The organism is Cupriavidus sp. BIC8F (genome assembly GCF_032465815.1).
Lineage (GTDB): Bacteria > Pseudomonadota > Gammaproteobacteria > Burkholderiales > Burkholderiaceae > Cupriavidus > Cupriavidus necator.
Genome location: NZ_CP136096.1, coordinates 228,526 through 248,647, shown reverse-complemented (window position 1 = coordinate 248,647; position 20,122 = coordinate 228,526). Strand labels below are relative to the sequence as shown.

General features: G+C 62.0%; 16 protein-coding genes and 2 pseudogenes. 5 read left to right on the top strand and 13 right to left on the bottom strand.

The window, feature by feature from the left end; all coding sequences use genetic code 11:
- Positions 1-867: 867 nt before the first annotated feature.
- The 10 genes from RS901_RS35985 to RS901_RS35940 form a co-directional block, all read right to left on the bottom strand.
- A complete protein-coding gene (locus RS901_RS35985; protein ID WP_316149395.1) occupies positions 868-2,097 on the bottom strand; it encodes an ISAzo13 family transposase in 1,230 nt (409 codons plus the stop codon).
- Between the two features lie 298 nt (positions 2,098-2,395).
- A complete protein-coding gene (locus tag RS901_RS35980) occupies positions 2,396-2,770 on the bottom strand; it encodes a helix-turn-helix domain-containing protein (protein ID WP_316157420.1) in 375 nt (124 codons plus the stop codon).
- Positions 2,767-3,066 carry a toxin-antitoxin system TumE family protein gene (locus RS901_RS35975; RefSeq protein ID WP_316157419.1) on the bottom strand — a complete coding sequence of 100 codons (300 nt, stop codon included), beginning with the start codon at positions 3,064-3,066 and terminating at the stop codon, positions 2,767-2,769. The genes RS901_RS35980 and RS901_RS35975 overlap by 4 nt, the downstream gene beginning before the upstream one ends.
- Positions 3,067-3,428: 362 nt before the next feature.
- Positions 3,429-3,929, bottom strand: a complete 501-nt coding sequence (locus RS901_RS35970; protein WP_316157418.1) for a hypothetical protein — start codon at positions 3,927-3,929, stop codon at positions 3,429-3,431.
- A complete protein-coding gene (locus RS901_RS35965; RefSeq protein WP_316157417.1) occupies positions 3,922-6,240 on the bottom strand; it encodes a hypothetical protein in 2,319 nt (772 codons plus the stop codon). Before RS901_RS35965 ends, RS901_RS35970 begins: the two co-directional genes overlap by 8 nt.
- Positions 6,237-6,596 (bottom strand): hypothetical protein, encoded by a 360-nt coding sequence (locus RS901_RS35960; protein ID WP_316157416.1) that lies wholly within the window; start codon positions 6,594-6,596, stop codon positions 6,237-6,239. The genes RS901_RS35965 and RS901_RS35960 overlap by 4 nt, the downstream gene beginning before the upstream one ends.
- A gap of 33 nt (positions 6,597-6,629) precedes the next feature.
- The gene (locus tag RS901_RS35955; protein WP_316154236.1) at positions 6,630-7,895 is read right to left on the bottom strand and encodes an IS256 family transposase; all 1,266 of its coding nucleotides are present in this window, start codon (positions 7,893-7,895) and stop codon (positions 6,630-6,632) included.
- An 83-nt stretch (positions 7,896-7,978) separates the two neighbouring features.
- Positions 7,979-9,208 (bottom strand): tyrosine-type recombinase/integrase, encoded by a 1,230-nt coding sequence (locus RS901_RS35950; RefSeq protein WP_316157415.1) that lies wholly within the window; start codon positions 9,206-9,208, stop codon positions 7,979-7,981.
- Entirely contained in the window at positions 9,192-10,427 is a 1,236-nt protein-coding gene (locus RS901_RS35945; protein WP_316157414.1) for a tyrosine-type recombinase/integrase, read from the bottom strand. The genes RS901_RS35950 and RS901_RS35945 overlap by 17 nt, the downstream gene beginning before the upstream one ends.
- 292 nt (positions 10,428-10,719) lie before the next feature.
- A complete protein-coding gene (locus RS901_RS35940) occupies positions 10,720-12,120 on the bottom strand; it encodes an ISNCY family transposase (RefSeq protein ID WP_316157413.1) in 1,401 nt (466 codons plus the stop codon).
- 1,215 nt (positions 12,121-13,335) lie between these two features.
- Between RS901_RS35940 and hmpA the strand changes: the two genes are divergently transcribed.
- A complete protein-coding gene (hmpA, locus tag RS901_RS35935; protein ID WP_316157412.1) occupies positions 13,336-14,547 on the top strand; it encodes an NO-inducible flavohemoprotein in 1,212 nt (403 codons plus the stop codon).
- Positions 14,548-15,267: 720 nt separating this feature from the next.
- Here hmpA and RS901_RS35930 read toward each other — a convergent pair.
- Positions 15,268-15,639, bottom strand: a complete 372-nt coding sequence (locus RS901_RS35930) for a GGDEF domain-containing protein (protein WP_316157411.1) — start codon at positions 15,637-15,639, stop codon at positions 15,268-15,270.
- A 196-nt stretch (positions 15,640-15,835) separates the two neighbouring features.
- Here RS901_RS35930 and istA point away from each other — a divergent pair, with 196 nt between their 5' ends.
- From istA to RS901_RS35915, 3 genes and pseudogenes are all read left to right on the top strand, one after another.
- Positions 15,836-17,347: an IS21 family transposase gene (istA, locus tag RS901_RS35925; protein WP_425476463.1), complete on the top strand. Its 1,512-nt coding sequence runs from the start codon at positions 15,836-15,838 to the stop codon at positions 17,345-17,347.
- Positions 17,348-17,365: 18 nt separating this feature from the next.
- Positions 17,366-18,184: pseudogene (istB, locus tag RS901_RS35920) on the top strand (IS21-like element helper ATPase IstB); the annotation flags it as partial.
- The gene (locus tag RS901_RS35915) at positions 18,181-18,492 is read left to right on the top strand and encodes a hypothetical protein (RefSeq protein WP_316157410.1); all 312 of its coding nucleotides are present in this window, start codon (positions 18,181-18,183) and stop codon (positions 18,490-18,492) included. The pseudogene istB and the gene RS901_RS35915, both read left to right, overlap by 4 nt.
- A gap of 337 nt (positions 18,493-18,829) precedes the next feature.
- On the opposite strand, the gene RS901_RS39005 is transcribed toward RS901_RS35915, so the two are convergent.
- A complete protein-coding gene (locus RS901_RS39005; RefSeq protein WP_410054263.1) occupies positions 18,830-19,081 on the bottom strand; it encodes a hypothetical protein in 252 nt (83 codons plus the stop codon).
- Positions 19,082-19,350: 269 nt separating this feature from the next.
- On the opposite strand from RS901_RS39005, the pseudogene RS901_RS35905 reads away from it, so the two are divergent.
- A pseudogene (locus RS901_RS35905) lies at positions 19,351-19,650 on the top strand (hypothetical protein); the annotation flags it as partial.
- A 183-nt stretch (positions 19,651-19,833) separates the two neighbouring features.
- On the opposite strand, the gene RS901_RS35900 reads toward RS901_RS35905, so the two are convergent.
- On the bottom strand, positions 19,834-20,058 hold the full coding sequence (locus RS901_RS35900) for an H-NS family nucleoid-associated regulatory protein (RefSeq protein WP_316157409.1): 225 nt from the start codon (positions 20,056-20,058) through the stop codon (positions 19,834-19,836).
- Between the last annotated feature and the right edge of the window lie 64 nt (positions 20,059-20,122).

Here is a 20,122-nt window from a genome sequence, read left to right as displayed (position 1 = left end):
GTCAGCACAAAGGCACGGCGACCCGCACGCTATGGATGCCGCGAAGGGCGCGAACGTTAGTTACATGGGCGAGTTCACGCCGGAGGAACTTGAGCGGGCCTGGCCCCTGGTGAGGTCCCGTTGGCGTACCGACTGTATGTCGCAATGGCAGACGCACCGCTACAGCTCGTCACCAAGGCTGTAGTCGAAGTAGCGGCTAAGCTGCACAGGATGCCGGCTGACATTTGGAAGAACCTCCGACGGCTCGCGCAATCTTTGAGCGCGACGCGGAGTGGACTACGGGACGATCCGAGTCGGAAAAGGGGCAAGTAAACCAGGGCATCCGAACGCGCACGCTTCAACTTCGGGGGCGCTCCCTGTTGAAGGACTCTGCGATCGCATCAACTTCCGCTTCACGTGCAATCTCGATGGCGTGGCGGAAATTCGCCTTCGACATGGCAATGCCGCCGACATATCCACCGAGTGCGTGCGTGGCCCGGTCTTCAATCTCCGCTGCTGAGGTCAGGCCGGCCGCGACCAGGGCGCGAATGTCCTCGCGGCCATTGTCAGCGAGTCTGGTTATCTTGCTGACAACTCGACGTCGGTCGTAGCACGGTTGGCCGTATAGAGGTGGACCGCCATGCCGCCAGCGAGACACAGTAGGCGGTTGCCGGAGGGCAAGTCGATGCCCCAGTTGCTTGAACAGCTGCCGAAGGCCTTCGGCAAGGGCAGTGCGTGTGTGAAAGGTGACGCCGTCGGACATATCAGTGGTGACACAGCTGCATAGTCAACATGTCGCGCAGTCGCGGCAGGCCCCATACCCAGCCGTTTCGAACCACTTCGGCGCTGGGGACCAGGTTAGGATCCTAGCAAAAATAACTTGAACAATTACGTCTTGCGACGAGATGTTCGAGGTTTGATGCGGTAGTTCCACTCGCCATGAAATTCGTCGCGCTCAATGGCCACGGCAGCGAGTTCGGCGTCGCTGACCTTGATACCTGCGTCGTACATGTTCTCGTCCAGTTCCGCACGCACTTTCAGCCCTTCAGCGGTACTCACGCTGCCGATGAGGTTCACTACCACCTGACGCGTCAACAGCGGTCGGCCGCGCCAGTTGTTCGTGATATGGCAGAACAGGCGATGCTCGATCTTGTTCCACTTGCTCGTACCCGGCGGAAAGTGGCACACCTGCACAGCGAAACCGAGTTCGTCGGCCAGTCGCTGCAACTGCACCCGCCACAGCCGCACACGATACCCGTTGCTGCCACCGCAGTCGGCGGTGACCAGCAGTCGCCTGGCTTTCGGATACAACGGACGGCCCATCTCCAGCCACCAGCGACGGATGCTTTGAACCGCGAACTCGGCGGTGTCGTGGTTGATGCCCACGCTGACCCAGCCCTCGTTGGCCGTCACATCATAGACGCCATACGGGGCAACCTTGCCCAGTTCATCGTCGATGAAATCGTGCACACGCGCCTGCTCGGGTTGGCCCTTGGGCTGCCATTCGCGGCCAGCGTTCTTGAAATCGCCGATCAGCTCCTTCTTTTTCGTGTCCACCGAGATGACCGGCTGACGCTGGCGCTGATACTGCGCCACCTTGTCGGCGATGTAGTGGAACTGCGCGTCGCGGTCGGGGTGCTGCGCGCCTTCGCGTGTCTTGCGCACCGATTGCAAGCTGTAGCCCGTCTGCGTCAGCAGATCGCAGATCGTGCGCTGACTCACGCGATGCCCCAGCCGGTTGAGCTCTTCGGCCAGACGGGTGGTGCTCTTGCACGTCCATCGTAGTGCTGACATCGGGTCACCCCGGCTGGTCGGCTCCACCAGTGCATCCAGGTGCTCCAACAACCTCGCATCGAGCTCAGTTAGCCTCTTGCGCCCGCCTCCCGGGGCACGAATGCGCTTGGCCGTCATGTCCCGCGTCGCTCCACCGGCCGCTTCGAGTTCGGCCAGTCCCGCATAGATCGTGGTGCGCGAGATGCCTATCGCTTTGGCCACCAGACTCACGCCCCCACGCCCCAGGCTGCGCGCTTCGGCGGCGGCCCATAGGCGCAACGTCGCCTCATCAAGGCGCGCCTGCAGGGCCCGAAACTTCGCTTCGACTGCCTCGCTGATATCCATGTGCGCATCGTATAGACGCGAGGACAACTGTTCAAGTTATTTTTGCTAGGGTCCTTAGCCTGCGGATTTCGGTGAAGAGGACCAGTTGTTTCGGCGAACGTGATCAGGGGCGGAGGGGGGCAGGCAGCGCGTGCCGGGATGCATCTGGTACAGCGCAATGCCGACGGCAGTTGTCTCTTCTATCCCGAAACCAGGTCGATGGCGGAACTCGGTGTCCAGATTTGGGAGGCCTTGGGGCACCGTTAACGTGCATTTTCCCTTCGCTGCTCTTCCTGCAGGCGACGGCTCTAAGCCGTGTCTACGCGACTTCAGCGTGGAGATGAACCCGAACCGCCGCTGCACGAACTTCCTTCATACGGCCATGCCCAGGTAGTACCTTCTCGGCAACTGTCACCAGCCCGGCGTGAGCCAGTTCATCAACATCCCGCTTGACGGCGCTGCGATCCCGATGCAGTCGCTCTGCAATCTCAGTGATCGAACCCGGCCGCTCTTTCACAGCATGAAATAATGCTAGGCGAGCTGCCGTAATGAGCTTCAGCACGTCAGCAGGATCCTCAAAGCTGATGGTTCGCTCATCCGGCAGCTTTTTGGCTCGATCGGCCATCCTGGCCAGCTCACGGCCACGCTTGAAGAAGTCCGCCTCAGTCCCGGTTTTGATGATGAGCTTTGTCATTTGCACTCCTTCAGGGCAATCCAGTCTTCCTCGAATCGGGCCTCAATGTCTTCGAAGCTGACGAAATCTATCGGTTCGACGACGCCAAAATAGTGGCGGTGGTGGCCGTCATGGGCATTGTCATAGCCGACGACACGCCCGTTGTCGCCCGCAAAAAGACTGTGGTTGATGTAGGCCAGGTTATACCGGGTCACTTCCCCGGTGGCCGTGTCACACCAGACTTCTCGCCTCAACTTCCCGTTTCCGCGCTTGTCCGAAATCTTATGCGTTTCGTCAATGGTTTTCTTTTCAGCCATGATCGATCATATCATGGCTGGTTGGGGCCAGCATCCCATGTGGCCGGCGGCTGGCGCCGTCCATACCATCACGTAATCCGCCTGGCGTGCCTCAGCTGAGGCTGCGTAGTAAAAGCGCTGATGAAGACACCTGCACCAGATACAGCGCAAATGTGACGCATAGGACTCATGTCGCACAGTTGGTATGTCGGGGTTTTTGTTGCGAGGGGCGTTTTCACTGCCCCATATTGATATATAGCGGGTTTTCAGCGAAGTTATCCACAGCCGGGTGGCCGCACTGTTGCGCAACGATCTGAGGTCACTTTGTTGCGCGGGATGGCTGCCAGCAACGCAACAGCGTATTTGACACGAAGTCGACGCGCCTAGGCTTTGGGAGGCTCGCCCTCGTCGGGCCGGGAGACTGAGGGAAGTGCGGTGATCGTCGCGAGCGGCAGGGCGCCCAGCGCTTCGAGTTGCGCCCGGGCCTCGGCATAGTGCTCATAGAAGGCGGCCCATTTGCTGAAGCCGCCCAGTTCGCCCACGACCCGGATCATGGCCAGGTGCGAACTCGTCAGCAGCCTCACTTGCCGCTCGAGCTCGGCAATGCGCAGCTCCTTGTCGGCCAGCGTTGCCGCCGTCACCGCGCTCGCCTGTCGCGGCAGGCGACGCTGCCAGCGGCGGAATTCCGCCTGGCGCTGCTGGTATTGCGCCAGCAACTGGCTGCGCACGGGGCTGCGCGTGATCGACGAAGCCGCCTTGAGGCTGGGATGGCGACGCGCGACGGCGCGCGCCGTGATGGTCTCGTCGTGGGCCAGCAGATCTTTCAGAATGCGAACGAGGTCTGGATCGTCTGGCGCCGCCGCTGTCGTCTTGGTCTCAGTCATCGAGCACTCCGCGTGGCGGTATCACCGACAGATCCGGGCCATCAGGGAAGGGCAGCTCGCCGTTAGCGCTGGCCAGCAGCTTGCGCACGCCTTCGAGCCGAACGCGCGCATGAGCGATCTGGTTGTCGCGCCCCGGCGCCGTGGCCGGCCGTGCCTCGGCATGCGCGAGAGCGGCCACCAGCTTGCCTTCCAGCTTGAGCAGATGCGCCCGGTTCTCGGGCAGATTGGTCGCTGACAGGTGCCGGCAGCCGGTAAAGCATTCCAGATGCTTGGGGCAGGGATCGACCGTGAAGCTGTTCAGGCAGTGCCCGTACGGAGTCACATGGAAGCCATCGGCTTCCGCCTTCAGATAGGCGAAGGCCGCCTCGTCGCCTTCGTCAGCCTGGATGCGCAGGAACGCGGCAACAAGGGGGCCGCTGGCCTTGCCAGCCTGGATCATTTTGGCCACCGTCGCGGCTTTCTCGCCCAGGGAGGATTCCACTTCAGCCGGCAACTCGATCTGGTCGAGTTGCTCGGCCAGGCTGCGATGGTCGTACACGTAGCTTTGCGTCACGCTACGCCGGTTAAAGCGCTTGGAGATGATCGTGTCCGCGACACCGAGCCGGAACAGCTCGGTGTTCTGTAAATGGCGCAGCATGTGCGACTCAAGGTGCAGTCGCTGGTCCTCCGGGCTTTGCCCGTAACGCTGGAACAGCGTTTCTCCCGAGGGCCGCTCTCCGATCGCATTGGCCACGAAGCCGCTATCTGGCCGGTTCACCGCCATCACGCGTGTTACATCGCAGATGCCGTCATCACGTTCCTCCGCCAGCGAGCGCTTGGGCGCCAGGAACAGCAACTCCCAACTCTGGAGTTGGCCAGCCATCAGTGGCAACGGTGCCGTGTCCGACAGCTTGGTCGGCACCGCGGCCCGCAGGTAGGCTTCGAGTTCGCCCACATGCAGGCATGTCTGCGACCATTGCAACCGGACGTCAGGCGGGATCACACTGCCATCGGCCCGGCGGAATGATAGGGGGGGCTCGCCAGCCCGCATGGCCTTTTCAAGACGGTTCAGATAGACGTAGGCAGCCGAGTCCAAGCGAGGCTGCCGCGCATGGCTGGTGCGTTGCAGGTCATGCATCTCCTGCAGCAAGGTGATGTCGAACTGCGCGCGATAGCGCTCCAGCAGGTCGGCCCGCTGCGCGCCATCCATAGCAGCCCAGAACGGATTGCCGGTCAGGTGAGGGTACAGATGGGCGGCGGGCACGACCTCATGCTCGGCGTACCACGGCAGCAGACGGCCGGTTTCGGTTTGCTGTCGCAAGGTCCTGCGTAGCGGCTCGGTCAGCGCCACACTGCGCACTAGGGTCTCCGTCAGCAGGTCGCGGAACATCTCCGGTACATACTGCACCTTTTCGAACAGCACACGACTGTCCGACGTCGGGGTCTGCTGCTTTTCCGCGAAGTGGCGCAGCAGCAGCGCCTCCGCGTAGCCGCCCGACGTGCCCGCGGACTGGCCATGCCGGTCGTAGTAGGCGCGCGTGCGCTGCCAGTCCGCCGGCAGTAGCACGACCTCGCCAATGCGCAACCCGGTCACGATCATCGCGCGCAGGCACAGGAAGCGCAGCGTATCGACGAAGCTACGGGGTGGCTCGGTCATGACGATGCGCACCAACTCCCAGAAGGCGCGCCGCTCCGGCAGACGTTCAGCGCGCTTGCGTTGCTCGAGGGTGGCCCGTAGTTCGTCCGCGGATTGCAGGAAGGCGGCCCGACGAACCCGGCGACTCGTCGCTCGGCGCTGGATCGCGGCCTGGTAGAGCGGACCGCCGTTCGCCAGCCGCTGCACGTCGAACAGATTCCTGAGGACGCCCTCCACGAGCTGCCCCAGCTTGCCGCAGGCCTGGATGCTGCTCGCCAGTTGGACAGCATGGTGTCCATCCTGTGTCGTCAGTTGCCAAGGCTCCTGGCCGGGTAGGCACGTCGCCAGTACCCGCAAGGGACGCACGATGTTAGACACGATGTGCCCGGTGGTATTGCGCTTGACCAGCAGCTGCTCCAGCACGGCGGCCTTGATCAGATCCTGCCATGCCGCCGACAGCGCTGCTGGGGCAAGCGCTTTCGACTGCTCGGCCAAGGCCGTCAACATCTTGGCATCACGGCCGAGATGGTTCAGGTAGTGCACGGGAGGCGGCACATCGCCCACGAGCGCGGAGAGGTTCCAGCCGTGCCCTTGGCGCACGCGTCCGTCCGGCTCCAATGGCAGTGCCCAGGCCAGGCCCCGTTGTTCTGCCAAGGTTTGCCCCAAGGCGATGTAAGCGCGGTAGCCAGCGTTCATTTCGCCTCGCCCTCCAGCTCGGCCAGCACCGCTTGCACGCCGGCAATGGCCCGCTGCAACTGCAAGTAGGCTGGGGACGCCACCTCGTCGCGCGAGGCGTCATGGAAGAAGCGCACCACGCTGCGCAGGCCCGCCAGCACTTCGCGATGCAATGTCACATCACGGACCGGCATGAACCGGTGGCAGCCATAGCAAGAGGTCACCGGATTGAACGGGCAGGCCGGCTGGCCGCTGGTGCAGCCGCCGATGCCAGCGATCGGGATGCCATGCGGCACGCCGGCGATCTGCTGCTCGCCCTTGAGCGAACCCAATTCTTCCGCAGTGATGAAGCGCGCGTGCGCGAGAGATATTGTCAAATCTGGTGTACGAGGGCTGATCGTGGCCGGCTGTCAGGCGGCGAGTTTCTGCTGAACCGGCGGATTGTCATGCGCCGGAGTTCCGTCCTTGAAGGGAACGCCCTTCAAGAGCAGTTCGATGTGTTCGGCACCGTTGATGCGGCGCCAGGTTTTCTCGGCTTCCTCGATCAGCTTGAAGGCCAGGCCAAGGAAGGTCGCTCGGGACACGCAATTGCGCGTGCGCGTCGTGCGGTGACGCACGGTCGCGAAGGTTGATTCAATCGCATTGGTCGTGCGGATGTGCTGCCAGTGCTCGGCCGGGAAGTCGTAGAACGTCAGCAGGCTGTCTCGATCTTTGGTGAGCACGCCGGTGGCCTTGGGATACTTGGCGCCGTAGATCGTTACAAAGCGATCGAAGGCGGCATCGGCATCGGCCCTGGTGGCTGCCATCCAAATCGCCTGCAGATCTGCCTTGGCGCGGCCATGCTGGGATTTTGGCAAGGCGTTCAGGACATTGCCCATCTTGTGGAACCAGCAACGCTGGGTACGCGTGGCCGGGAACACCTCTTCCAGGGCAGCCCAGAATCCCATGGCGCCATCGCCGACCGCCGCCAGCGGGCCAGCCTGCAAGCCGCGGGATTTCAGGTCCAGCAGGACTTCCACCCACGATGCCTTCGATTCCCGATAGCCGTCACCGATCGCCACGCGCTCCTTCCTGCCGTCGGGCGTAACGCCGATGATCACCAGCAGGCATTGCCCGTCCGAGCCTTCGCTGCGCAGACCCGTATGGATGCCGTCCACCCACCAATACACATACCGCGCCGCTGACAAATCACGCTGATTCCAACTCGCATGCTCGTCTGCCCACTGCGCCTTCAATCGGCTCACCACGTTGGCCGATAGCCCTTTGGCATCCTCGCCCAGCAGCACCGACAGCGCCTCGCTCATGTCGCCTGTCGAGACTCCCTTCAGGTACAGCCAGGGCAGCGCCGCACTCACCCGCGGCGACTTCCTCACATACGGCGGCACGATCGCCGAGTTGAACTTCACGCCGGAACCGGACCGGTCGCGCACCTTGGGCACCTTCACGGCAATCGGTCCGGCGCCCGTCAGCACCTCCCGCTCCGGGAGGTAGCCATTGCGAACCACGGCGCGCTGCCCGCTCAACGTCTTGACGTTACTGAACTGCTCAAGCAGCTCTGCCAGTTCCACTTCGATCGCCTCCTGGATGACCCGCCGGGCCCCGCGCCTGATCAACTCCTCGAGCCCAAGCCCGATTTCCGATAGACCGACTGCTTCTTTACCCTTATCCTTGCTCATGGTGGTGGACTTTTTTTGTGCTGGTTTCCGATCTCGACAATCAGATTCTCAGCGAAAAGCTCCACCGCCCTCGACTCCGCGCCTCAAATCCCCCGCCGTACACCACTTTCGACTTTAGCTCCGTGCGCGATGCGGGCCACCTGTTGATAGATCGGAGACAGTCCCATGGCGCGATTGACGCGCTCCGCCTGGTTGGGCGAGCTGTCGAAGTACACGAGGCCGGTGGTCACGTCGGCGTGACCCAGGAAGGCGGCCAACTCTTCCTGGTTGGCGCCGGCATCGACCAGGCGCTGGGCAGCGGTGTGTCGCAAATCCGTGGCCGTGACGCGCACGCCCAGCAGCCGCTCGGTCAATGTGGCAATCCGTTCGGAGACTTCCGACGCGGAGGCCACGCTGCAGAAGCGATCACCACCGGCATGTCCACGCCCGCGTTGACGCTGCTCCAATTGGCCAGGTAGCACCGCCCACTCCCGTTTGACCCGGCGGGGCAGGGGCTTGATGGCGGCGCCACGCCGCTGCTTCACCATGCGGAAGGTCAGATGCACCGCTGGCAGCTCGTCGGTGCCGTCCGACCACACGCGCACGTCGCGCATGGTCAGTAGCGCAATCTGGATCGGGCGCATGCCGAACTGATAGGCACACAGCAACATCACCGCGTCACACAGCGCCGCATCATCCAGGCATGCGCCATCGCGAACGCCTTGTGCCGTGTCATCCAGATAGTGCACGATCGCCGCTTCCTCCTCGATCGACAGGAAGACGTCCCCGGTGCGTACGCCAGCGTATTTGTCCCGGGCCGGCCAGGGCAGGGCAACGCCGAGGAACTCGCGGTACTGGGGCGACCAGCCACACAGCCGATAGTGGCAGAGCAAGCGCAGCAGCGCCTTGGCGAACCCGTAAGCGTCCGCTCTTTTCCCCAATGCTCGTATCGCTGCCCAACTGGCCACGCAATTTTCGGGACCGGCCATCAGCAGGGCAATGACTTCCGCATAGCTGAAGTGCTTCGCCGCTTGCAGGTATCCCGTCGCAGTCGATACGTGCAGGTTTTCCCCGAGCAGATACAGGAACAGATGCTTCAGCAGTGTCGCGTAGCCGCCGTCATAGATAGAGAAGTCGAGATACTGGGTGCCGCCATTGATATGGACGGCGAAGACGCTTGCGCTGGCCGGTTCGTGGATCACGCGCGTGGCGTCGTCGAAGTCGTCGTAGTAACGCAGCAGGGACGGCAACGCCGGCAGTTGCAGTACGATCTGGTCCAGCCAGGCTTGCGCTTCGCTCGCGGTCCATTGGTTGACGTCAACGTGCGCTGGCATCTCGGTCTCCCGGTGGCAGGGCACGCAGCACCGCGACCCGGTCGTCAAAGACGTTGTTCCAGACCGCCGACAGGCGGTCTTCGAACACAGCCCGCGCATAGTAGGCCGGCATGTCCGATGTGCGGGACCAACCAAAGAAGCTGCGCAGCTTTTGCAAGGCCTCGTCCATCGAGTCGCCCTGGGTGAGCAACTGATTGAGTCGCACGACGGCGCTGGTATGCCGGAAGTCGTGTGGCGTCACACTGGTCTTGCCGGTCCGGTCTTCCAGTTCGGCCAGCACGTGCGCCGGCAAGGCCGCCGACGCCCGTGCAAAGAGCTTGGTGAGCGACTCGGTGGACAGCGGCGTGTTGGTCTGCGCGTTGAGCAGGTAGGGGTGATTGGGCCGCCCGCGGTAATTGTCGACATAGCTTTGCACCAGGTTCGCCGTCAGCTCGCTGACCGGAATCTGCCGAATCGAATCGGGCGTCTTGATGCCGGGGCGCGAGTGACGGGGATCCGCCGCGCCGTGACGGTGTTCGCCCACGTTGAGCCAGTAACGCGTCCGTTGCTGCCTGGCGTCAAAGCCGGACTTGATGGCATCCGCGCTCAGCAGTAGCAACTCGCCGCGGCGCAGGCCTTGATGCAACATCAGCACGAAGGCGATAAAAACCCGCCAGCGGGTGCCCATTCCCTTGAACGGGTTCGTCGGGGCGCTGGGGTCCAGGCGTTCGTACAGCGCTTGCACGACCGCTGCAGGCAGCGAGCGCAGGACGTTGACGCGATGGTGGCGTTGGAGCTGGAGCTGGCCGTAGAGCAGATGAAGGCGTTGCCAGCGCGCGTCGAGCTGCGCCAGCCGGTCGTCGCGCGCCATCCCTTGACCCAACCAGGTCGACACCGCCACGACGAATTCCAGCCCGGCGCGCCAGCGCTCCTGATCCGAGGCTGTCGGCCGAGCCTGATTGCGCAGCGAGACGAACCAGCCTTCCAGGATGGTGCCAAGCCGAGCGTCATCCAGGTCCGCCAGCGCATCGTCCAGCGCGCCGGCGCCCAACATGCCATCGGCATACGCATACAGGCGTTCGACATGATGCAACTTGCGCAGCCGCGTCAGTTCGGCGTGATCGGCCAGCGCCATCAGCGCCCACACGTTCGCCCAGAAGCGTGGCAAGCCATGCCGGTCCACCAGCGTCACGCCGTGCAGACGCTGCGGCACCTCCGGCTGATTGAGCTGAATGACCATGGCCGCCGAGGTCCAAGCCCCAGGAATCTATACCATAGACCATCCTGCCTGTTGCGCCAGAAGCGGGACGTCAAGGCTTCAGAACGCAACAGCCGTAAACCTACCGTTTGTCCAGCCAAAGTTGAAATGTCCGGTCCCCGGCAAAGTTAAAATGTCCGGTGAGTTTTCAGCTTGCTTGTTCAGTTTTTGGGTTTCCCATAGGGCGGTGGTGCTGGCCTGACACGAATGAGTCCAGCTCAGGGTGAGGGCTGTCATGCCAGCGGAGCGAGTGTGTGTCCCAGTAGTAAGTGGGTCAGTTCTCCGTTCCGTTAAGCGGCCACGACTGCTTCTGCAACCGCTGCAGCGCCTCCAGCATGTCGTTCTGGCCCAGCGACCGCTGCGACTTCTTGCCGGGCGATCGTCCACGCTTGCGGGGAGCTCCCTCCGTGCCAGGCACAGATAGTGACCGCGTGTTGTCGCGCTTCTCCTGAACGTATTGCGCCAGTTGCAGCACGTGTCCCAGCCGCTTGTTATCCACGATCGCGCCCTGATCGACTTCCGACAGCTTGTCGTAGATGGTGTAGGGCAGGGCGGCGCCATTGGCCCGAGGCTCGATCCTGCCATCCGGGTAGTGATAGACATCGATGTAGCGACCGGCCAGCTTCCGATGTTCCGGGGTGTCGGTCAGCAGGTAGAGCATCTTGTCGTACCGGATCGTCAGGCTCTTGGACACGCATCGCGGCTCGCGCCACGCGAAGATCAGATCCAGGTTCTCATCCGATCGCAGCGACCGATGGGCGTTGTGGTTGTTGCGCGGCACCTTGGCAAAGCGCGCGTTATAGTCGACGATGAATTCCGCCATGAAGGCATTGGCGGCCTCCATCGTATTGATCCCGCGCAGGCGCAGCTCCTTGACGAGGCGGTCCTGCAAGGTCAGGTGAGTTCGTTCCACGCGGCCCTTGGCCTGGCTGCTGTTGGCGCAGATGCCTTCGATGTTCAGCTCAAATAAGGCCCGGGCGAACTGGGTATGGCCGTCGCCGCCGGTCGCGTTCGGCTTGTTGACGCGGAACACGCTCGCCTTGTCACTATAAAATGCCACCGGCTTGCCGTGGCGCTCCAGATAGGCGCGCGTCGCCGCGAAGTATGTGAACGTGGATTCCGAATGGGAGAAGCGCAGTTCCATGATCCGGCTGGTGGCGTCGTCGACGTAAACCAGCAGCGTGCAGGCTGGCGCGCGCTCCTCAAACCAGCGGTGATCGCTGCCGTCGATCTGGATCAGTTCGCCATAGCAGGCGCGCCGGTTACGAGGCTGGTAGACCTTCGGCGGCCGCTGTTTGCGCGGCACCCACAGTCCGGCCACCGTCATCAGCCGGCGGATCGTTTCCTTGGACAGCGTCAGCCCATGACGCTCGTGTAACTTCTCGGCGGCCAGGGTCGGGCCAAAGTCGGCGTAATGCTCGCGGATCAGGTCAAGCGCTGCGGCCTCGCGATCGGCCGATAGGCGGTTGTTGGCGGGCCGGCCGCGCTTGCGGGAGACCAGCCCAGACGGTCCTTCCTGCCGGTAACGCTCCAGCAGCCGCCGGAACTGCCGGTCGGTGATCTGCAACCGTTCGGCGGCCACGCCGGGCCGCAACTGACCATCCACGACCGCCTGGACGGTCTTGAGCCTGTCTAACTCTCGCATGCTGACTGTAATGACCTCGGATCTAGCCATCGTCGGGCGTCCTCTTATGCATTCAACCGGGCTGGCTGAATACCATGGACGGGCGCTCAGGCGGACATTTCTGCTTTGCCAGAACCGGACATTACCGCGTTGCCGCTACACCGTTCCTTCGCAGAATACTTTTTATGTTAAATTACGCGCGAGATGGTGTAGGCGGCAGCTTCGTGATCTTCTGCCTTAGGACCCCCATTTGGGCGGAACTCCATGTGCTCCACAATGCGTATGGGGATCCAACATTACTGCACGAACCAAATCACTCAGGGCCATCTTCGCAGGATGGCACGTCTGGTCGGCCGTGGCATCGAGCAGGTCCGGATCAACCTTGTTGCGCCCCCATGGTCCAGGGACCGACCAGCGCCGGCTCGGCGCACCTAGCCCGGATCATTTCGGTCCCCATCCTCGTTTACGATGACCCCCGCCACGGCGCCCTTCGCCATATCGCAAGCGCCCTGCCATCGAGCAGCGCCTCCCCTGCCTTGTGCGCACCGTGAACACCGCCGAGAACTAGCCGTTGTGACCGTCTGCTCAACGTTTGTTTTCGAATAGAAGACTCAGAGACTCATCCTGGAATCCAGACCCGCCGCAACTGCCTATCGACGCACTGCGGAACTCCAACGCGCTTGTCTGCATCGCTGTGCAGGTGGCCTCCATACTGTGCGATCCCGAGAACCCGCAGCCAGTCCGCCCGTTGCACATTGACTTCGCGGACTGCGTGCCGTTGTCTGACTTGGCGGGAAAGATTGTCCGAGGCCGTGATCACCTGTCGCGATTTGCGCCATCTGGCGATCACCCGAATGGCGGTGAGCGGCCTGTATTCTGGGCCACTCAACATTCGGAAGGGCAAACAAGAAACCCGCCGAAGCGGGTTGGTTGGACGGGCGTCGGAACGAAGCGGAAGTGGGGTTGCGGCCCAGTATGGGCGACCGCCTTTAGGTACGTTCGTTCCGACTTAGGGCCAGTCTACGTGCACCAGCTTACGTTCCATATTGGGGAAAATCGTAATGGCGAGACGATGAAGTGATTCAGCGTAGACGACTTCGATCTCCGCCATGGTAGTGGCATCGCTCAAGCCTTCAAAAAACCGCTGCGCGTTGCCCCGTCAAGAACGTCTCACCTAGACTTGACCTTGATCAAGGCGGCGAGATTGGGCCACCGTCTAGCCTTCCCAATTTGGCGACCCCCCACGCCCGCGTAAGGAGAGAGGCAATGCTGACCCAGCAGACAAAGGACATCGTAAAGGCCACGGCACCGGTTCTGGCCGCACACGGTTACGACATCATCGAGTGCTTCTATAAGCGGATGTTCGAAGCGCATCCCGAACTGAAGAATGTGTTCAACATGGCTCATCAGGAACAGGGCCAGCAGCAACAGGCGCTGGCGCGGGCGGTCTATGCGTATGCCGAGAATATCGAGGACCCAAGCAGTCTGCTGGCTGTATTGAAGAACATTGCCAACAAGCATGCGAGTCTCGGCGTCAGGCCGGAACAGTACCCCATTGTTGGGGAACACCTGCTGGCAGCGATCAAGGAAATCTTGGGCGATGCCGCAACCGACGACATTATTTCCGCATGGGCGCAAGCCTATGGGAATCTGGCCGATGTCCTGATGGGCATGGAAAGCGAGTTATATGAGCGTTCTGCGGAACAACCGGGCGGCTGGAAGGGATGGCGCAACTTTGTGGTTCGCGAGAAGCGCCCCGAAAGCAACGTGATCACGTCATTCATCCTTGAGCCGGTCGATGGTGGTCCGTTGTTGAACTTCGAACCCGGCCAATACACCAGCATCGCGATTGATGTGCCCGCGCTCGGCTTGCAGCAAATTCGCCAGTACAGCCTGTCGGATATGCCAAACGGACGCAGCTATCGCATCTCCGTCAAACGTGAAGCTGGCGGGACGCAGCCACCGGGCTATGTTTCGAACCTGCTGCACGATCACGTCAATGTCGGGGATGAGGTCAGGCTGGCTGCGCCGTACGGGAGCTTCCATATCGATGTCAATGCGAGAACACCCATCGTATTGATCAGCGGCGGCGTGGGGCTGACACCCATGATCAGCATGCTCAAGAACGCATTGCAGGAACCGCCGAGGCAAGTGGTTTTTGTGCATGGGGCACGCAACAGTGCCGTACACGCCATGCGTGACCGGCTGCGCGAGGCAGCTAAGGCGTACGAAAACTTCGATCTTTTTGTGTTCTATGACCAGCCGCTATCGGAAGATGTCCAAGGCCGGGACTACGACTACCCAGGATTGGTCGATGTAAAGCTGATCGAGAAATCGATCCTGCTGCCTGACGCCGACTATTACATCTGCGGTCCGATTCCGTTCATGCGGATGCAGCATGATGCACTCAGGAAGCTGGGTGTCCATGAGGGATGCATCCATTACGAAGTGTTTGGTCCAGACCTTTTTGCTGAATAGCAGGACGGCGGTGGGGAGCAGTCAGGGTACAGGCTGCCAGGAATGCCTCCCATTGGCACAACCTACGGCATACGGCGATCATGCGGCTGGCGACAAGGCTACGCGCACTGGCTGCCGTATCCGGCCATCACAACCTGACCATGCTGCAGCCTGAAGCAGCACTACTATCCGTCGACCGCCGACTTGGCAAGAAAGATCGGCTGACCCAACAGGCGAGCGCCTGTGTCCCTGTTAGCCCGGCGTGAACTGCTTCTTTCTTGTTCCAGGCGAAGGCTTACGCGGAGCCACTCTTGCAGGCTGGCCCGGGAATTGCGGAGATTGCTAGTTGCAGTTCCTCATCGCTGATGATCCCAGTCTCACACGCGGGGCATCTCCACATATGGGCAACATGAATCTTGGAATCACATCTGCCTCCCACGGTGGTGGGCAGCGGGAGTGAGACAGGAGCCAGTTCGGCCTGTCCGCAGTCGGGGCATTGCATGATGTGATCTTGGGGAAAAAGACGGTCTCGTTGTATCTGGGCTTGTCCCACGACCCCACATTCTTGTTGACGCGTTAGGGTTGGGCAAGCAGATCATGGACTTTGCCACAGAAGGACGTCAGTCACCCGGACATCGGGGACGTGGTTCGCCGTGGGACTGACTCGTAAAAAAACTCACTTCAGCGTGTCGGCAACCACGGGCAAGTGACCGGCGCCCGCTGAAATGAGGGAGCCTTTGCTCAGCCAGCCTCAACACGGTTGCGCCCATCAGCCTTGGCGCGATACAGCGCGGAATCGTCCCGCGCCAGCAATTCGTCAAGGGTTGCTTCCCCGGCCTCGATGGTGGCCAACCCCAGGCTTGCCGTGCAGGCGGGCTGTCCCGCGATGGCCGATTGCTGCTCCACAGCCTGCCGCACGTGTTCGGCCACGGCAAGCACGGCCTCCATGTCGGTACGGGGCAGCAGCACGACAAACTCTTCGCCGCCAAAACGGCCGAGATAGTCCGTGTGGCGCAGCGCCCGGCCCACGGTTTGTGCGAAATGAGCCAGCACGCGGTCACCCACCAGGTGTCCGTGCTGATCATTGATGCGCTTGAAGTGGTCGATATCCATCAGCTATTGCGCGTCAATCAAGATGAGAACAGCGCGTCAATCAGGATGAGAACTGGCGTGGCGGCAGCGGTGGAGGGCGTAGCCCGGAACCGCTGCCGCCACGCCGCGCCGAACAGTCCTCCCGTCGTCGGGGAGCCTTGTAGGTGGTCGCGGTGGATCGGGTATGAAGGAGCCTTCCATTTCACGGGAGGCTACGGTGCCCGGGCGTCACGTCAACGACCACCAGATGAGGCTCTACATGAAGTACAGACACAAGGAACAACCGACCAAGGCAGGCGCACGCGCCGGGTTCAGCGCCGCCACTGCCTATCGCATCGAACAGGACCCACGACCGCCGTCGCAGAAGAAGGCGCCACGCACGCGGCGCCGTGCTGATCCCCTGGCGGCGATCTTTGAAGCCGAGATCGTCCCGCTGCTCCAGTCCGCTCCCGGCATCCGGCCCGTGGCCGTACTGGACGAGATGCTGCGGCGCCATCCAGACCTCCCGGGCAACGTGCGTCGCACACTGGAGCGGCGTATTCGCGACTGGCGCGCATTCCATGGCGAGGAACGTGACGTCATGTTCCGTCAGGTGCACGAGCCTGGTCGCCTCGGCTTGTCCGACTTCACCGAGATGGACAGCCTGGGCGTCACCGTGGCGGGTGTCGCGCTGGACCACCGCCTGTATCACTTTCGCCTGGCCTGCTCGGGTTTTGAGCATGCGCACGTCATTCTCGGCGGCGAGAGCTATGTTGCGCTGGCCGAAGGGCTGCAGAACGCGCTTTGGGCGCTCGGTGGCGCACCGCTCGAGCATCGCAGCGACAGCCTGTCGGCGGCATTCCGCAATCTCGAACGCGAAGCGCGCGACGATCTGACCACGCGTTACGAAGCGCTATGTGCTCACTACGGGATGCAGCCTACGCGCAACAACCGCGGCGTTGCCCATGAGAACGGCTCCATCGAGAGCCCTCATGGCCACCTCAAGAACGCAGTGCGTGATGCGTTGCTCCTGCGCGGCAGTAACGACTTCGATGACCTCGATACCTATCGCCGCTTCATCGACGAGCACGTCTGCCGCATCAACGCACGCAATGGCAAGCGCATTGAGGCCGAGCGCCCACTGCTTCAGCCACTGCCGCCGCAGCGCACGACGGACTACGAGGAAACGCGCGTGTACGTCGGCCCCAACTGCGGCTTTGTCCTGCGCAAGGTGTTCTATACAGTCCCGTCGCGGCTGATCGGTCATCGACTACGCGTGCGGCTGTATGACGACCGGCTGGATCTGTTCCTGGGCAGCACGGCCCTGATGACGCTGCAGCGCGGCCGTCCGGGCCCCAATGGCAAGCATGGCCACGTCATCAATTACCGGCACATCATCCACGCGCTGCGCCGCAAGCCCATGGCGCTGCTCAACCTGGTCTACCGCGATCAGATCTTTCCGCGTGAGGCCTATCGATTGACCTTCGATCGTCTGCTCGAGCAGCTCCCGGAGCGCGCGGCATGCAAGACCATGGTCGAACTGCTCAGTCTGGCCCACGAGCGCAACTGCGAGGCACAACTGGCGCAGGCGCTCCAGCAGTGCCTGGCCGATCGGCAATTGCCCGATCTGGACGCGCTAAGTTCTCGTTTCGAAGCGAAACCCGCGAGCATGCCGCAGGTGAGCGTCCAGCAGGTTTCGTTGCGCGACTACGAGGCCCTGCTTGACCTGCAAATGGAGGTGGCAGCATGAACCACGAACCACGAATTCGACGCTACCCGCCTGTCGCTGCTGCTCAACGATTTGCGGCTGCCCGCCATCAAGCAGATCTGGTCAACCTTCGCCGACCGGTCCGACAAGGAAGGCTGGCCCGCAGCCCGCCTGCTCATGGCGCTGGCCGAACACGAGATCGCCGAGCGCGATCGACGCCGTATCGAACGCCACCTCAGGGACGCCAGGCTGCTGCCGGGCAAGACGCTGGAGAACTTCGATTTCGATGCGGTGCCGATGGTGTCCAGGGCGCACGTCTCGGCGCTTTGCGCTGGCGACGGCTGGCTGCGCAACGGCGCCAACCTGATTCTTCTGGGGCCGTCTGGGGGAGGCAAGTCGCACTTGTCGTCGGCCATTGGACTGAGCCTGCTGGAGAACGGCTGGAAGGTTCTGTTCGCGCGTACCACCGACCTCGTGCAGCGGTTGCAGGTCGCGCGCCGCGAGCTCGCTCTGGAGTCCGCCATCAACCGGCTGGATCGCTTCGATCTCGTTATTTTGGATGACTTTGCATACGTCAGCAAGGATCAGGCCGAGACGTCGGTGCTGTTCGAGCTTATCAGCGCGAGGTATGAGCACCGCTCCCTTCTCTTGACCGCGAATCAGCCATTTGGCGAATGGGACAAGGTCTTCCCCGACCGGGCCATGACGGTGGCCGCCGTTGACCGGCTGGTCCATCACTCGACGATCTTTGAAATGAACGTCGAAAGCTACCGTCGGCGTACCGCCCTGGAGCGCAAGCAGCAGGGCCCGGGACGCCGGGCCAGTATCGCGACACCAAACAACGTCGGCGTGCCGCCGCGCCCGGAGGATCAGCAATGAAGCACAACGCACATCTGCAGCTCGTCACGCGTGACGATACATCCGATAGCTCTACGACGAAGCCCATCGCACGCACTGCCGCACAACGGCAACGCGCTTACCGCTTACGCCGCAAACGGGCCATGATTGACGCCACGGGTGAGGAAGCCGGCGCGTCACGCGTTACGCTGCTGGCTCTGCTCGGCGACGGGTTGGCGGCATTGGATGCCAGCGACACTCCGACAAGGCTCATTGAGAGCAGACGCCACAGCGTAAGGCGTGTGCTCAAAGTCATCGTCACGCGTTACGCAATCGACCTCAACGACTGACGCGCTGTTCTCATCCTGATTGACGCGCGGCAGGCAGGCAACGCTCGCCGGCGTCAATCATCATCGATATCATCAACCTCGCCGCCGCATTCTCATCTTGATTGTCGCGGCGGCACAGAATGCCTGCATCGTAACGCGTTACACTGCAGGCTCTGCTCGGCGCCGGCCTGGCGGCATTGGATGCCAGCGACATTCCACAATGCTCATCGAGATCAAACGCGACAGCGTCAAGCGCGTGCTCCAAGCCATCGTCACGCGTTACGCAATCGCCCTCACCGACTCACGCGCCGTTCTCATCCTGATTGACGCGCGGCAGCGCCAATCAACATCGGCATCATCAACCTCGCCGCGACATTCTCATCTTGATTGTCGCGCGGCACAGAATACCTGCGCGTAACGCGTTACGTTGCTGCTTCTGCTTCTGCTTCTGCTTCTGCTTCTGCTTCTGCTTCTGCTTCTGCTTCTGCTTCTGCTTCTGCTTCTGCTTCTGCTTCTGCTTCTGCTTCTGCTTCTGCTTCTGCTTCTGCTCATGCTCATGCTCATGCTCATGCTCATGCTCATGCTCGGCGACGGCCTGGCGGCATTGGATGCCAGCGACACTCCGATAAGGCTCATCGAGATTAAACGCGACAGCGTCAGGCGTGTGCCCAGATCCACCGTCACGCGTTACACAGTTATCCTCAACGACTGACGAACTGTTCTCAGCATGATTGTCGCGCGCAACACGCTTGCCAGCGTCAATCAAAAACTGCGCGTCAATCAATAAACGCTTGCCAGCGTCAATCAACATCGGCATCATCAACCCCACCGCGACATTCTCATCTTGATTGTCGCGCGTCTCTCATCCAGATTGTCGCGCCACAGCACACGAACGACAGCGAACGGGACATTCGCGATCACGTGAAAAAGCAGAAGATCAGTGGCGGCACGCGCAGCGAACTCGGTCGTCAATGCCGTGACACCTTCTCGAGCTTGAAGAAGACCTGTCGAAAGCTGGGAATCTCGTTCTGGGACTACCTGGCCGACCGCATCTCACACACCAATCACATTCCCCTCCTTCCCCAAGTCCTCGAACAGCGCATCTCTCTCCACCTGAGTGGCTGCCGCCGTTTGCCCCGCTTTATTGAGAACGTACCGAGGGCTATCACAAGTCATTGATGTAGCGGAACATTTCCTCTTCGACGGTATCAATTTGCACGCGAAGGACGATTACCCCCATATGGAACTGTTGCCACGTTGCGTGGCGGGGTCTGGGGCTTGCCCGCCGGAGGATATCGGCGGGGTGGAACGATAGCCCTCGTCACATTGCGGTTGGACAGAGGGCCGAATTTATCTGCGGGACTATCCAACCCGGAAAAACTCCACCGACTGCCCCGCATTGACCGCCCGCCGCAGCCAGTCCGGCATCTCGCCCTGCCCGTCCCACCTCTGCCCCGCGGCGTTCCGGTAGCAGACCACTGGCAGGGGCGCGGGTGGAGGCGGCGGTGGTGGAGGGGGCGGCGGGGGCGGTGGATCGAAGCACCCCGCCGCTGCCAACTCCTCCATGGTCAGCCCGTAGTCGGCCATCTCCGCCTGGATCCAGCCGTTGGTTTGCAGAAAACTGTTCCCGAACTTTGCAAAAGTTTGTTCC

Excerpts from the sequence above, each read along its gene's own strand:
- RS901_RS35950 (WP_316157415.1), bottom strand. The coding sequence starts at position 9,208 with ATGCCAGCGCACGTTGACGTCAACCAATGGACCGCGAGCGAAGCGCAA.
- RS901_RS35945 (WP_316157414.1), bottom strand. The coding sequence starts at position 10,427 with ATGGTCATTCAGCTCAATCAGCCGGAGGTGCCGCAGCGTCTGCACGGC.
- RS901_RS35940 (WP_316157413.1), bottom strand. The coding sequence starts at position 12,120 with ATGGCTAGATCCGAGGTCATTACAGTCAGCATGCGAGAGTTAGACAGG.
- RS901_RS35980 (WP_316157420.1), bottom strand. The coding sequence starts at position 2,770 with ATGACAAAGCTCATCATCAAAACCGGGACTGAGGCGGACTTCTTCAAG.
- RS901_RS35915 (WP_316157410.1), top strand. The coding sequence starts at position 18,181 with ATGAAGCACAACGCACATCTGCAGCTCGTCACGCGTGACGATACATCC.
- RS901_RS35985 (WP_316149395.1), bottom strand. The coding sequence starts at position 2,097 with ATGGATATCAGCGAGGCAGTCGAAGCGAAGTTTCGGGCCCTGCAGGCG.
- RS901_RS35965 (WP_316157417.1), bottom strand. The coding sequence starts at position 6,240 with ATGAACGCTGGCTACCGCGCTTACATCGCCTTGGGGCAAACCTTGGCA.
- RS901_RS35955 (WP_316154236.1), bottom strand. The coding sequence starts at position 7,895 with ATGAGCAAGGATAAGGGTAAAGAAGCAGTCGGTCTATCGGAAATCGGG.
- RS901_RS35970 (WP_316157418.1), bottom strand. The coding sequence starts at position 3,929 with ATGACTGAGACCAAGACGACAGCGGCGGCGCCAGACGATCCAGACCTC.
- RS901_RS35930 (WP_316157411.1), bottom strand. The coding sequence starts at position 15,639 with ATGGATATCGACCACTTCAAGCGCATCAATGATCAGCACGGACACCTG.
- RS901_RS35900 (WP_316157409.1), bottom strand. The coding sequence starts at position 20,058 with ATGGCCGACTACGGGCTGACCATGGAGGAGTTGGCAGCGGCGGGGTGC.
- RS901_RS35975 (WP_316157419.1), bottom strand. The coding sequence starts at position 3,066 with ATGGCTGAAAAGAAAACCATTGACGAAACGCATAAGATTTCGGACAAG.
- hmpA (WP_316157412.1), top strand. The coding sequence starts at position 13,336 with ATGCTGACCCAGCAGACAAAGGACATCGTAAAGGCCACGGCACCGGTT.